The sequence below is a fragment of the Staphylococcus simulans genome (assembly GCF_002902285.1).
Lineage (GTDB): Bacteria > Bacillota > Bacilli > Staphylococcales > Staphylococcaceae > Staphylococcus > Staphylococcus simulans.
On record NZ_PPRU01000045.1, the window covers coordinates 184,192 to 197,389 of the forward strand.

Sequence of the window (13,198 nt, forward strand, 5' to 3'; positions counted from 1 at the left end):
AGTAACAAAAATATAGAGAAAAACAGGGTGATATTATGGAAGCAGTAGAACTGAGCAGATTTTTAACTGCCATGACCTTAGCTGTGCATATTATCTTCGCGACTATCGGTGTGGGGATGCCGCTTATGTTCGCAATTGCTGAATTTCTTGGTGTTAAAAGAAATGACGCAAAATATATTACATTAGCTAAGAGATGGGCCAAAGGCTATGCGGTAACTGTTGCGGTAGGGGTTGTAACAGGTACGATTATCGAGTTGCAGCTGTCATTGCTTTGGCCACAATTTATGAAGATTGCAGGACACGTGATTGCCTTGCCATTATTCATGGAAGTCTTCGCATTCTTCTTTGAAGCAATTTTCCTTAGTATTTATTTCTACACTTGGGAACGATTCAAAAACAAATGGACACATTTGATTATGAGTATTCCAGTGGTATTAGGCGGTACATTATCTGCCTTCTTCATCACATCAGTGAACTCATTTATGAATACGCCTGAAGGTTTCCAATTGAAAAACGGCAAAATGATTCATGTTGATCCAGTAGCAGCAATGTTCAACTCATCATTTGGTGTCAGAGCCTTCCACGTAATTACTACAGCAATTATGACAATGGCCTTTATTTTAGCGGCGATTGCAGCATTTAAATTATTGAAAAATAAATTTGAAAAAGACAGAGAATATCATAAGAAAGCATTGAAACTGACTATGATTGTCGGTTTAGTCTTTACACTAGGTTCTATGCTTGCTGGGGACTTATCAGCGAAGTTCTTACACAATGAACAACCTGAAAAACTAGCAGCATATGAATGGCATTATGATACTGAAAAACGTGCAGACTTAGTTCTGTTTGGTGTACTAGATGAGAAAAATCAAGAAGTGCATGGTGCAATTAAAATTCCAGCATTACTCAGCTTCTTATCTGACAACAATATCAATACAGAAGTTGAAGGATTAAATGAATTCCCTAAAAATGAACAGCCGCCGTTAATTGTCCATTACTTCTTTGACTTAATGGTGACAAGCGGTATCTTTTGTTTCGTTGTTTCAGGTATTTACGTCTTAACACGACTAGTTAAGAAATGGCGTAAGTTCTCAACACACAAAATATTGCTGTATGGCATATTATTAACAGGTCCTGCAGCTATGCTTGCGATTGAGTTCGGCTGGTTCTTAACAGAAATGGGCCGTCAACCTTGGATTTTAAGAGGTTACATGAGAGTGTCTGAAGCAGCTACACATGCAGGCGGTTTACCAGGTGTTACCATCGCATTTGGTGTCGTATACTTCATCATCTTATTCACTGCAGCATATGTATTAATCCGTATGTTCAAGAATAACCCGCCATATAAAGATGTGGAAAAATTAGAAGAGAGCCGAGGTGAAGCATCATGAGTATTACAGCATTTGGAATGATCGTTTTGTATCTGTTCTTATTCTTGTATATCGTTATTGCTTCAATTGACTTTGGTGCAGGTATCTTCATTTTACAATCGAAATTAAGAGGTACTGAAAGCACATTAGTACCGATTATCGGTCGTTATCTGAACCCGATTTGGGAAGTCACAAACGTATTCTTAGTATTCTTTACCGTAGGAATTGTCGGTTTCTTCCCAGATTTCGCGTACTATTATGGTTCGGTTCTGTTAGTGCCAGGATCTATCGCTTTAATCTTACTTACGATTCGCGGTAGTTTCTATGCATTCCAAAACTATGGACCAGATTCAAAATTCTCTTGGCTCGTCTTGCATAGTGTATCTGGGTTATTCATCCCGGCTGCATTAAGTATGGGACTTGTTATCTCAGAAGGCGGCTATATTCATAAAACAAGCTCAGGTACAGGTGTCGATTTAAATTGGTTAGATTTATTCTTTAGTCCATTTGCGTGGGCAGTTGTATTCTTAGCTTTAGTTTCAGTAATGTATATTTCATCAGGATTCCTTGCGTATTATGCACGCAAAGCAGAAAACATGAAGGCCTATAATATTATTCGTATGTGGTTTGTTTTCTGGGGTCCTCCGATGGCTTTAGTATCATTATTTACTTTCATCACATTACGCAGTCAAAACAAGCAACACTTTGATGTTGCGGTTAATCAATACTGGTGGTTATTCTTAATCAGTATATTATGCTTGTTAGCAGCTTGGATTTTATCTATAATGAAAAAATCACCGGGAACAGCATTTATGTTAGTTGTGATTCAAATGGCTACAGCCGTGACAGGTTATGGTTTAAGTAAATGGCCATACATCTTGTATCCATATATCAATGGAGACATTCACAAAACAGATGACCCGATGGCATGGGCCTTAACCATTGCGGCAGTCGTTGGATTATTGATGCTTGTTCCATCACTGATTTTCTTAATGAGATTATTCATCTTCAATAAAGATTATGTTGAAGGTAAGAATGATGAAGGTTATTATTAATATTAAGTCTAAGGTGAGGCGAGGCACAATCATAGGTTGTCTATGATTGAACAGAGCCTTGTCTCATCTTTATTTTTGCGGAGGTTGTAAGAGAAATGGAAAAAGAATTCGTTGTGATAGGATTAGGTCGTTTCGGCGGCAGTATAGTCCGAGAATTAAATGCGTTAGGCATGGACGTGATGGCTATCGACTTAAGTGAAGCCCGCGTAAATGAGTATAGTGAAATCGCGACACATGCGGTAGTCGCAGATACAACAGATGAAGCGGTAATGAAAAGTTTAGGGATTCGTAACTTTGATCAAGTCATTGTGGCGATTGGTGAAAACATTCAAACAAGTACTTTGACAACTCTGATACTTAAGGAATTAGGGGTTAAGAAGGTTATTGCGAAAGCCCAAAACGATTACCATGCGAAAATTTTAAATAAAATCGGTGCTGACTTAGTTGTCCATCCTGAACGAGATATGGGACGTCGAATTGCGCATAATATTGCGAGTGCCAGTGTCTTGGATTACTTGGAACTTGCGGATGAATATTCAATTGTTGAAGCCAAAGCGAATGAACGTATTGCGGGTCAAACGATTGTAGATTTAGATATCCGTGCAAACTTCGGTATCAATATTATCGCGATTAAACGTGATAAAGATGTTATTATTTCTCCAGATCCGAATATGAATATTGAACTTGGCGATATCTTAATTATGATTGGACACGACAACGACTTAAATCGCTTCGAGAAAAAACTTGTCCACTAACACAACCTTATACAAACAAAAAGCACATTCCGCGTGGAATGTGCTTTTCCTATATTTATCTTTAATTTATAGGAGCTTAGTCTTGTTTAGACTTTTCTTCGTGTTGTTTTGGTTTAGCGTTGCCTTCTTTTTTATGGTGTGGTTTATGATTTCTTGGTTTACGGTTTTTCTGACCATTATTTGAAGGACGTTTGTTTGTCGCATGCTTATGATTTTCTTTACTATTGTGTTGTTTTGGTTCTTGATTTTGTTTTGGGTTTTGTTTTTTATTTGTACGTTTAGGTCTAGATGATTTAGGTTTTTTCGTCGGTGTGATTTGTTCACCGTTCTCATTGACCTTCATAATCACTGGTAAAATCATTGGTTTACGTGCTGTTTTTTCAAACAGGTAAGGTTGTAATGTCTCAATGATTGATGATTTGATTTGATGCCACTGAATGTCTTTGTTTTGGTTCAACTTAGAAATGACTTCAGTTTTGATCTTACGTTGTGCATCGTAAATCAAGTGACCAGATTCGCGCATATAAACGAAACCACGTGAGATGATATCTGGACCTGAAAGTAATGTGTTTGTGTTGAAGTCGATACTTACAACGACAATTACTAAACCTTCTTCAGATAGTAATTTACGGTCACGGATGACTACATTACCGATATCACCGATACCGCTTCCATCTACCAATACATCGCCAGAAGGAATACGTCCAGCTTTACGTGCTGAATCTCTTGTTAGGGCTAAGACATCACCATTATCGAAAATAAAGATGTTGTCTTCATTTACACCGCACTCAACGCCAGTTTGCGCATGTGCTTTCAACATACGGTATTCACCATGAATCGGCATGAAATACTTCGGACGGATTAAGCGTAACATTAATTGTTGATCGCCTTGAGAACCGTGACCTGAAGTATGGATGTTTGAAATCTTGCTGTGAATAACATCAGCGCCTGCACGATATAAAGCATTAATTGTGCGGTTGATACTTTTCGTATTACCTGGGATAGGTGATGAACTGAAGACGACTGTATCTTCAGGAATAATTTTAATTTGTTTGTGTGTACCGTTTGCGATACGTGATAACGCAGCCATCGGTTCACCTTGAGAACCTGTACATAAAATCAAGAGTTCGTGTTTAGGAACAGAGTTGATTTTGCTTGGTTCGATAAATGTTTCAGGTGGCGCTTTGATATAACCGAGCTCCATACCAATTTTAATGTTGTTTTCCATTGAACGGCCGAATACTAAAATTTTACGGTTATATTTAATCGCAGCTTCTACAGCTTGTTGAACACGGTAAATATTAGATGCGAATGTCGCAAAGATAATTCTTCCTGTACATTTACGGAAGATTTTATCGACGTTTTGGCCGACTTCACGTTCACTTAAAGTAAAGTTTGGAACGAGTGAGTTCGTTGAATCAGATAAAAGGGCTAAAACGCCTTCTTCACCGAGTTTCGCCATTTTCGCAATATTAGCTGGTGTACCGACAGGTGTGAAATCAAATTTGAAGTCACCCGTGTGTACAATATTACCTTCAGGTGTTCCAACGATAACACCGTATGCTTCTGGAATACTGTGTGTTGTTAAATAGAATGAAACATTGAAGTGTTTTGACTTGATGACGCTGTCTTCTGTAATTTCATTCAATTCAGCTGTTCTTAATAAATGATGTTCTTCTAATTTGTTTCTGATTAACCCAAGTGCTAAAGGACCGCCATAAATCGGTACGTTAAGTTCTTTTAATAAGAAGGGCACACCGCCGATATGGTCTTCGTGTCCGTGGGTAATAAATAGGCCGATAATTTTATCTTTGTTTTGAACAAGATATGAGTAATCCGGGATGACATAATCGATACCTAGTAGATTGTCGTCTGGGAATTTGATACCCGCATCGATTAGGACGATTTCATCCTTATACTCCACTGCATACGTATTCTTACCGATCTCGCCGAGACCGCCGATTGCGTATACACCGACCTCATTATTTTTGAGTTGTTTCATTATTGGATATGCTCCACTTGATAGTCTGGAGATTTTTGTTCATATTCTAAATGTGCGCCCTCTAATTTAGTAATGAACTCGATATTGTAATTACGGTCTTTCAGATATTTTCTTACTTCTTCTTCTGAATTTCCTTCTACGTAAATCGTTTGTGTGTTCTCACGCACGATTACTTCTGCTCTGTCGTCTTGATAAAATACTTTGTAAATTGCCATAATATATTGTTTCCTCCTAAAAATATGTTCAGTTGTTTTAATTTATTGTTCATACAAGCCTAGTTTATTCTTTGTGGTTTGTTTCATCATTGTGTTCTTTCTTAAAATAAATACAACATACCAGCTTAACTGCCCAGTATGTTTGCTAGGTTTGTTATAAATGACGTTCTAGTTAGTCATGCATGAAGATTTCTCCATACATATACAGTTATTATTTATTTTACATGATGTAATTCAATAAATAAAGCGGTTTTACTTAGCGACAAGGAAAGCTAGGGGAATGTTTATCAAAAAGAGAAAGTCAAAATAAGTGTGGTAAAATATATAAAAGAGAAAACGAAGCGGGTCCAATGATTTAGAGACTAAAAGCAGGTGAGGAAAATGAGTAAGGCTAAAAGAATTATTGAAGATGTAAAAAGAGAAAAGGAAAGACGAGATAAATTGTTTCAAGGTATTTTGTTTGAAAAACGTGGGAAAGAAATTGTGATGTTCTTTGAATACGAAGAAGTTGTAGATAATGTCTCAGATAATCATCATTTTATACGACATAACCATGATCCAGAGTGGGTGGATAAAAGTATGTTGCCTGAACATAAAGAAGGTTTAGAACGTTTAAATGTTACGTATCATTGTCGTAAAGATATCTTCATATAATAAGGAAATAGCAGTGTATATAAAAAAAGAGGCCGCTTTATGCGACCTCTCAATTTATGTTTATTCATCAAACAGACGGATAGCATCTTCGTGAGGTTGAAGTGGATTTTCTTTATCAATGTGGTCATAGAACATAATACCGTCTAAATGATCGATTTCATGTTGTACAACAATAGCAATATAGCCTTTAAGTCGTAAGTTGATATCATTGCCATCAATATCTTTAGCTTTAACTGTAATACGATGATGGCGATGCACAAGTCCTGGAATATCTTCATCTACACTTAAGCAGCCTTCACCTGTAGGCAAGTATGCTTCTTGTACACTGTAGCTGACGATTTTCGGATTGATTAACATTAACTCGTATGATTTGCCGTTACCATCATCTGGCAAGTGCACAGCAAGCATACGCTTTGAAATGTTAAGTTGTGGTGCAGCAATACCTACACCTGCACGTAAATTGTATTTACGTGCAATTTCATCATCTTGACTATTGACTAAGAATTCATGCATTTCTTTGATTTTATTACGATCTTCATCTGATAAAGGAAATTTAACTTCTTCAGCTTTTTCACGAAGTGTCGGATGTCCGTCTCTGATTATATCTTTCATAGTAATCATGTCATACACCGTCCTTATTATAAAATATAACAAAAAACTTCCGGATAGAACAGAAAAGTATTTGCGAAATCGCTTAAAATTAATTAACATCATTATTGAAATCCCCAAGGAGGTAATTTGAAGCATGAAAATTAAAAGCACATTTGGTTTAGTGATTGCATCCTCTCTATTATTAGGTGCTTGTTCAACAGACAGCCATCAGATTAAAGAGTACAACAAGACACTGAAAGAAGCCGTACAAAAAGAAGACGAAGCCGTAAAAGTCGGTGAAAAACTAAATAAACTTACAAACGAGAAAAATGATTTAGCTAAGAAAATCAACGGTAAAGATACACAGAAGGTTGTTAAAACTTCTAAAGATATTGTAAGTAATGTAAATGAACGTAAAGATGAATTTAAAAAAGAAGAAAAAGCTTTTGATGCATCTGAGAAAAAGTTTGAAGAGGCTAAAAAGCGGACAAAGGATATTAGAAACGATAAAAGAAGATCCGGCATAGAAAAAACAAACAAAGCATTTGAGAAAAACTATAAAGCACATGATGAATATGCGAAAGCTTACAACAATAGTTTAGACAAAGAAAAAGATTTATTTGAATACATTGTAAAAACTAACGGTCAAGCAGAACAATCACAGATTGATGAAAAAACAAAAGCAATTGACGACTCTTATAAAGAGGTAAATGACAAAATTAAAAAATATAGCAAAACTCGTGACGAGCGCGGAAAACAAATGGAAGCGGCTCAACAAATCAAATAAACAACACTGATACAGTTTTAGTATAATGACTGGTACAGGTCTTATAACTGTACTTAACACAAGTGATACAGAAGTTTTACAATTCATTTAACAGTTATACAAAACTATGCTATACTAATTTATGGATGAAATGAATTTTCTATTATACGGGAAAGGTATGGTGAATTGAATGGCTCCGAAGTTACAAGCCCAATTCGACGCTGAGCAAGTATTGAAAGATACTGAAGCACAATTTAAGATGGTCCAAGTATTGGACGAAAATGGTAAAGTAGTGAATGAAGACTTAGTACCTGATTTAACTGATGAGCAATTAGTTGAATTAATGGAAAGAATGGTATGGACTCGTGTCCTAGACCAACGTTCTGTTTCTTTAAACAGACAAGGACGTTTAGGCTTCTACGCACCAACAGCTGGTCAAGAAGCTTCACAACTAGCTTCACAATATGCATTAGAGAAAGAAGACTGGATTCTTCCAGGTTACCGTGATGTTCCACAAATCATTTGGCACGGTTTACCACTTACAGAAGCATTCTTATTCTCAAGAGGACACTTTAAAGGAAACCAATTCCCTGAAGGTGTAAACGCATTCAGTCCTCAAATCATCATCGGTGCACAATATATTCAAACTGCCGGTGTTGCATTAGGTCTTAAAAAACGCGGTAAAAAAGCAGTAGCTATCACTTATACAGGTGACGGCGGTTCATCACAAGGTGACTTCTACGAAGGTATCAACTTTGCTTCGGCTTATAAAGTGCCGGCAATCTTTGTAATTCAAAACAACAACTACGCGATTTCGACACCAAGAAGCAAGCAAACAGCTGCAATCACATTAGCTCAAAAAGCAATCGCAGTAGGTATCCCTGGTATTCAAGTTGACGGTATGGACCCATTAGCTGTATATCAAGCAACTAAAGAAGCACGTGATCGTGCAGTTAACGGTGAAGGCCCAACATTAATTGAAACTATGACTTACCGTTATGGTCCACATACAATGGCTGGGGATGACCCAACACGTTACAGAACTTCAGATGAAGATTCTGATTGGGAGAAAAAAGACCCATTAGTTCGTTTCAGAGCATTCTTAGAAGCTAAAGGCTTATGGAATGAAGAAAAAGAAAACGAAGTAATCGAACGTGCAAAAGACGAAATCAAAACTGCAATTAAAGCAGCTGATAAAGTTGAAAAACAAACTGTTACTGACTTGATGGAAATCATGTACGAAGATATGCCTCAAAACTTAAAAGAACAGTATGAAATTTACAAAGAGAAGGAGTCGAAGTAAGCCATGGCACAAATGACAATGGTACAAGCGATTAACAACGCACTTAAAACTGAACTTCAAAACGATGAAAATGTTTTGCTTTTTGGTGAAGACGTTGGTGTTAACGGTGGCGTATTCCGTGTAACGGAAGGTCTGCAAAAAGAATTCGGTGAAGATCGTGTATTCGATACTCCGCTTGCTGAATCAGGTATCGGCGGTTTAGCACTTGGATTAACGGTAGAAGGTTACCGTCCAGTAATGGAAATCCAATTCTTAGGTTTCGTATTCGAAGTATTTGACTCTGTTGCAGGTCAAATTGCACGTACAAGATTCCGTTCAGGTAACACAAAAACTGCACCTGTTACAATTCGTGCGCCATTCGGTGGTGGTGTACACACACCAGAATTACACGCAGATAACTTAGAAGGTATCTTGGCACAATCACCAGGATTAACAGTAGTTATCCCATCTAACCCATATGATGCAAAAGGTTTATTGATTTCTGCAATCAGAAGCAATGACCCAGTTGTATATTTAGAACACATGAAATTATACCGTTCATTCCGTGAAGAAGTTCCTGAAGAGGAATACACAATTGAACTTGGTAAAGCGAACGTTAAAAAAGAAGGCGATGACATCACAATTATCGCTTACGGTGCAATGGTTCAAGAATCATTAAAAGCAGCGGAAGAACTTGAAAAAGATGGTGTATCAGCGGAAGTTATCGACTTACGTACAGTACAACCAATCGATTTCGATACATTAGTAGCTTCAGTTGAAAAAACTGGCCGTGCAGTAGTAGTTCAAGAAGCACAACGTCAAGCTGGCGTAGGTGCACAAGTAGCAGCTGAACTATCTGAGCGCACAATCCTTTCATTAGAAGCTCCGATTGCACGTGTTGCAGCAGCAGATACTGTTTATCCGTTTACTGAAGCGGAAAATGTTTGGTTACCAAACAAAAACGATATCGTCGAATCTGCAAAAGCTACTTTAAACTTCTAATTGTTTAATAGAGCGTGAGTCGGCATATTTAAATGAACTTATGGGTATAGTTGAAGCAACACTTCAGCTTTCCATAAGTCAGACAACCAAATTTGCTCTTGCGATCTCATGTACTTTGCAAGGGCAAATGGTTTGTTAAGAAGTAGTAAAAATAAATTGAAGATAGATTTCATTGAAACGAAATCAAGTTTTATGTCAAACTATAAACTAGAACATCAAATTGATTATATTATCAGTAGTTTAATCAAGGCTTATGTACAGACTTGAAGACACTTTTGTTTTAATCAATTGTTTTGTGCTGGTTTATGTGACTTAAATTGACTTTTAGGAGGACAAGAACGTGGCATTTGAATTTAAATTACCCGATATTGGTGAAGGTATCCACGAAGGTGAAATTGTTAAGTGGTTTGTAAAAGCTGGAGACGAAATCCAAGAAGACGATATTCTATGTGAAGTACAAAACGACAAATCTGTTGTAGAAATCCCTTCTCCAGTTAACGGTACAATCGAAGAAGTTGTTGTAGAAGAAGGAACTGTAGCAGTCGTTGGCGACACAATTATCAAAATTGATTCTCCAGACGCTGAAGAAATGTCATTCAAAGGCGGACACAGTAACGATTCTGCTCAAGAAGAAGATGCAGGCCAAGAAGAAACTAAAGATCAAGCACAATCAGTTTCAGAACAAGATACTTCAAACGTAGCACCAGCTGCTGACGAAGAAGTAGATGAAAACAGAAGAGTTAAAGCAATGCCTTCTGTACGTAAATTTGCACGTGAAAACAATGTAAATATCAAAGCAGTTCAAGGTTCTGGTAAAAACGGCCGTATCACTAAAGCTGACGTTGAAGCTTACTTAAGCGGAGATGCACCAAGTGCAGAAACTAGCGAAGCTCCAGCAACTGAAGCAGCATCACAAGAAACAGCTGCAGCACCAGTATCAGCTGAAGGCGAATACCCAGAAACTCGTGAAAAAATCCCTGCAATGCGTAAAGCAATTGCGAAAGCAATGGTTAACTCTAAACACACTGCGCCTCACGTAACATTAATGGACGAAGTGGAAGTTCAAGCATTATGGGATCACCGTAAGAAATTCAAAGAAATTGCTGCGGAACAAGGTACTAAATTAACATTCTTACCATATGTTGTTAAAGCATTAGTATCAGCACTTAAGAAATACCCAGCATTAAACACTGAATTTGATGATGCAAACGGTGAAGTAGTACACAAACACTACTGGAACATTGGTATCGCTGCAGATACAGACCGCGGTTTATTAGTACCGGTTGTTAAACATGCTGATCGTAAATCAATGTTCGAAATCTCAGATGAAATTAACGAACTTGCTGTTAAAGCACGTGACGGTAAATTGACTTCTGACGAAATGAAAGGTGCATCATGCACAATCAGTAACATCGGTTCAGCAGGCGGCCAATGGTTCACACCAGTAATCAATCACCCAGAAGTTGCTATCTTGGGTATTGGTCGTATTGCACAAAAACCTATTGTTAAGGATGGGGAAATTGTTGCAGCACCTGTATTAGCATTATCATTAAGCTTTGACCACAGACAAATTGACGGAGCTACTGGTCAAAACGCAATGAACCACATCAAACGTTTATTAAATAATCCAGAATTATTATTAATGGAGGGGTAAAACATGGTAGTTGGTGATTTTCCAATTGAAACAGATACTATTGTAATCGGAGCAGGTCCTGGCGGTTATGTTGCCGCAATCCGCGCAGCACAATTAGGTCAAAAAGTGACAATCGTTGAGAAAGGCGAATTAGGCGGTGTATGTCTTAACGTAGGATGTATCCCATCTAAAGCGTTATTACACGTATCACACGTATTCCAAGAGTCTAAAAACTCTGAAGATCTAGGTATCATCGCTAAAGACGTTGAACTTAAATTCGAAAAAGTTCAAGAGTTCAAAAAGTCTGTAGTTAACAAATTAACAGGCGGTGTTGAAGGTCTATTAAAAGGAAACAAAATTGAAATTGTCAAAGGTGAAGCTTACTTCCACGACAAAAACAGCTTACGTGTAATGGACGAAAAAAGCGCTCAAACTTACAACTTCAAACATGCGATTATCGCAACAGGTTCTAGACCGATTGAAATTCCTAATTTCAAATTCGGCGAACGCGTAATCGATTCAACTGGTGCGTTAAACTTACAAGAAGCACCTAAGAAATTAGTTGTTGTAGGTGGCGGTTACATCGGTTCTGAATTAGGTACAGCATTTGCGAACTTCGGTACAGAAGTTACTATCTTAGAAGGCGCTAAAGATATCTTAGGCGGTTTCGAAAAACAATTAACACAACCTGTTAAGAAAAAAATGAAAGAAAAAGGTATGGAAATTGTTACTGAAGCAATGGCTAAATCTGCTGAAGAAACAGAAAACGGCGTTAAAGTAACTTACGAAGCTAAAGGCGAAGAAAAAACAATCGACGCTGATTACGTATTAGTTACAGTAGGTCGTCGTCCAAACACTGATGAAATGGGTCTTGAAGAATTAGGTCTTAAATTCGCAGACCGCGGTTTATTAGAAGTTGACGAACAAAGCCGTACTTCACTTGATAACATCTATGCTATCGGTGATATCGTTCCTGGTTTACCACTTGCTCATAAAGCAAGCTATGAAGGTAAAGTAGCAGCTGAAGCAATCTCTGGTGAAAAATCAGCAGTAGATTACATCGGTATGCCTGCAGTGTGCTTCACTGAACCAGAAATCGCAACAGTAGGTCTTTCTGAAGCGCAAGCGAAAGAAGAAGGTTTAGAATATAAAGCTTCTAAATTCCCTTACGCAGCAAACGGCCGTGCGTTATCATTAAACGATACTACTGGTTTCGTTAAATTGATCACACTTAAAGAAGATGACACATTAGTAGGTGCACAAATTGTTGGTGCAGGTGCTTCTGACATCATCTCTGAATTAGGTCTAGCAATTGAAGCTGGTATGAATGCTGAAGATATCGCATTAACAGTACATGCTCACCCAACATTAGGTGAAATGAGCATGGAAGCAGCTGAAAAAGCACTTGGATTACCAATCCACACTATGTAATAACACCCAACATTAGAATAAGCATATAAACTGAAACCGTCGGGCTTTTAAGCTCGGCGGTTTTTTTATCATACATGTTATAATATGGCTGAAATCAAATAGATAGGAGGAATATATATATGGAATATCAATATCCTATTGATGTCGATTGGTCTCAAGAAGAAATGATAGATGTGATTCATTTCTTTAATCGTGTTGAAGATTATTATGAACGTCAAGTCGACAGAGATGACTTTATGAACGCTTATCGCAACTTTAAAAAAGTCGTTCCAGGTAAAGCAGATGAGAAGAATATCTTAGATGATTTTGAAAAAGGCAGCGGCTATAATAGCTATCGTGCGATCAAACGTATCAAAAACGAAACTGAAACTAAAAAATTTAGTGCAAATGATTAAAATTATATTGTAAATCAGGTGCAGTTCTGTTATTTTTAGTAAGCGTT

13 protein-coding genes are annotated in these 13,198 nt (G+C 37.5%); 10 read left to right on the forward strand and 3 right to left on the reverse strand.

Annotation, left to right across the window (positions count from 1 at the left end):
* Nucleotides 1-35: 35 nt before the first annotated feature.
* The 3 genes from CD112_RS11165 (at nt 36) to CD112_RS11175 (ending at nt 3,180) form a co-directional block, all read left to right on the forward strand.
* On the forward strand, nt 36-1,391 hold the full coding sequence (locus CD112_RS11165) for a cytochrome ubiquinol oxidase subunit I (RefSeq protein ID WP_002480515.1): 1,356 nt from the start codon (nt 36-38) through the stop codon (nt 1,389-1,391).
* Nucleotides 1,388-2,425, forward strand: a complete 1,038-nt coding sequence (locus CD112_RS11170; protein WP_002480516.1) for a cytochrome d ubiquinol oxidase subunit II — start codon at nt 1,388-1,390, stop codon at nt 2,423-2,425. The genes CD112_RS11165 and CD112_RS11170 overlap by 4 nt, the downstream gene beginning before the upstream one ends.
* 95 nt (nt 2,426-2,520) lie before the next feature.
* Nucleotides 2,521-3,180: a potassium channel family protein gene (locus tag CD112_RS11175; RefSeq protein ID WP_002480517.1), complete on the forward strand. Its 660-nt coding sequence runs from the start codon at nt 2,521-2,523 to the stop codon at nt 3,178-3,180.
* A gap of 76 nt (nt 3,181-3,256) precedes the next feature.
* Here the strand turns inward: CD112_RS11175 and rnjA are convergent, their stop codons facing one another.
* Both rnjA and CD112_RS11185 read right to left on the reverse strand, forming a co-directional pair.
* Nucleotides 3,257-5,182, reverse strand: coding sequence for a ribonuclease J1 (gene rnjA, locus CD112_RS11180; RefSeq protein ID WP_060803906.1), 1,926 nt, complete (start codon nt 5,180-5,182; stop codon nt 3,257-3,259).
* The gene (locus CD112_RS11185) at nt 5,182-5,397 is read right to left on the reverse strand and encodes a DNA-dependent RNA polymerase subunit epsilon (RefSeq protein ID WP_002480519.1); all 216 of its coding nucleotides are present in this window, start codon (nt 5,395-5,397) and stop codon (nt 5,182-5,184) included. Before CD112_RS11185 ends, rnjA begins: the two co-directional genes overlap by 1 nt.
* A gap of 381 nt (nt 5,398-5,778) precedes the next feature.
* On the opposite strand from CD112_RS11185, the gene CD112_RS11190 reads away from it, so the two are divergent.
* Nucleotides 5,779-6,051, forward strand: coding sequence for a hypothetical protein (locus CD112_RS11190; RefSeq protein WP_103364336.1), 273 nt, complete (start codon nt 5,779-5,781; stop codon nt 6,049-6,051).
* Between the two features lie 60 nt (nt 6,052-6,111).
* Here the strand turns inward: CD112_RS11190 and def are convergent, their stop codons facing one another.
* Nucleotides 6,112-6,672, reverse strand: a complete 561-nt coding sequence (def, locus tag CD112_RS11195) for a peptide deformylase (protein ID WP_103364337.1) — start codon at nt 6,670-6,672, stop codon at nt 6,112-6,114.
* A 124-nt stretch (nt 6,673-6,796) separates the two neighbouring features.
* On the opposite strand from def, the gene CD112_RS11200 reads away from it, so the two are divergent.
* The 6 genes from CD112_RS11200 (at nt 6,797) to CD112_RS11225 (ending at nt 13,151) form a co-directional block, all read left to right on the forward strand.
* Nucleotides 6,797-7,429, forward strand: coding sequence for a YkyA family protein (locus CD112_RS11200; protein ID WP_002480522.1), 633 nt, complete (start codon nt 6,797-6,799; stop codon nt 7,427-7,429).
* A 169-nt stretch (nt 7,430-7,598) separates the two neighbouring features.
* Nucleotides 7,599-8,711: a pyruvate dehydrogenase (acetyl-transferring) E1 component subunit alpha gene (gene pdhA / locus CD112_RS11205; RefSeq protein WP_002480523.1), complete on the forward strand. Its 1,113-nt coding sequence runs from the start codon at nt 7,599-7,601 to the stop codon at nt 8,709-8,711.
* A 3-nt stretch (nt 8,712-8,714) separates the two neighbouring features.
* The gene (locus CD112_RS11210) at nt 8,715-9,692 is read left to right on the forward strand and encodes an alpha-ketoacid dehydrogenase subunit beta (RefSeq protein ID WP_002480524.1); all 978 of its coding nucleotides are present in this window, start codon (nt 8,715-8,717) and stop codon (nt 9,690-9,692) included.
* A 340-nt stretch (nt 9,693-10,032) separates the two neighbouring features.
* Complete coding sequence (locus CD112_RS11215; RefSeq protein WP_103364338.1) at nt 10,033-11,346, forward strand: dihydrolipoamide acetyltransferase family protein; 1,314 nt, start codon at nt 10,033-10,035, stop codon at nt 11,344-11,346.
* 3 nt (nt 11,347-11,349) lie between these two features.
* On the forward strand, nt 11,350-12,756 hold the full coding sequence (gene lpdA, locus CD112_RS11220) for a dihydrolipoyl dehydrogenase (RefSeq protein ID WP_002480526.1): 1,407 nt from the start codon (nt 11,350-11,352) through the stop codon (nt 12,754-12,756).
* 119 nt (nt 12,757-12,875) lie between these two features.
* Nucleotides 12,876-13,151, forward strand: a complete 276-nt coding sequence (locus CD112_RS11225) for a UPF0223 family protein (RefSeq protein ID WP_002480527.1) — start codon at nt 12,876-12,878, stop codon at nt 13,149-13,151.
* Nucleotides 13,152-13,198 lie beyond the last annotated feature (47 nt).

Bases quoted from the DNA above. Each gene is read 5' to 3' on its own strand.
- CD112_RS11175 (WP_002480517.1), top strand. From the start codon at position 2,521: ATGGAAAAAGAATTCGTTGTGATAGGATTAGGTCGTTTCGGCGGCAGT.
- CD112_RS11165 (WP_002480515.1), top strand. From the start codon at position 36: ATGGAAGCAGTAGAACTGAGCAGATTTTTAACTGCCATGACCTTAGCT.
- def (WP_103364337.1), bottom strand. From the start codon at position 6,672: ATGATTACTATGAAAGATATAATCAGAGACGGACATCCGACACTTCGT.
- CD112_RS11185 (WP_002480519.1), bottom strand. From the start codon at position 5,397: ATGGCAATTTACAAAGTATTTTATCAAGACGACAGAGCAGAAGTAATC.
- CD112_RS11210 (WP_002480524.1), top strand. From the start codon at position 8,715: ATGGCACAAATGACAATGGTACAAGCGATTAACAACGCACTTAAAACT.
- CD112_RS11200 (WP_002480522.1), top strand. From the start codon at position 6,797: ATGAAAATTAAAAGCACATTTGGTTTAGTGATTGCATCCTCTCTATTA.
- rnjA (WP_060803906.1), bottom strand. From the start codon at position 5,182: ATGAAACAACTCAAAAATAATGAGGTCGGTGTATACGCAATCGGCGGT.
- lpdA (WP_002480526.1), top strand. From the start codon at position 11,350: ATGGTAGTTGGTGATTTTCCAATTGAAACAGATACTATTGTAATCGGA.
- CD112_RS11170 (WP_002480516.1), top strand. From the start codon at position 1,388: ATGAGTATTACAGCATTTGGAATGATCGTTTTGTATCTGTTCTTATTC.
- pdhA (WP_002480523.1), top strand. From the start codon at position 7,599: ATGGCTCCGAAGTTACAAGCCCAATTCGACGCTGAGCAAGTATTGAAA.
- CD112_RS11225 (WP_002480527.1), top strand. From the start codon at position 12,876: ATGGAATATCAATATCCTATTGATGTCGATTGGTCTCAAGAAGAAATG.
- CD112_RS11190 (WP_103364336.1), top strand. From the start codon at position 5,779: ATGAGTAAGGCTAAAAGAATTATTGAAGATGTAAAAAGAGAAAAGGAA.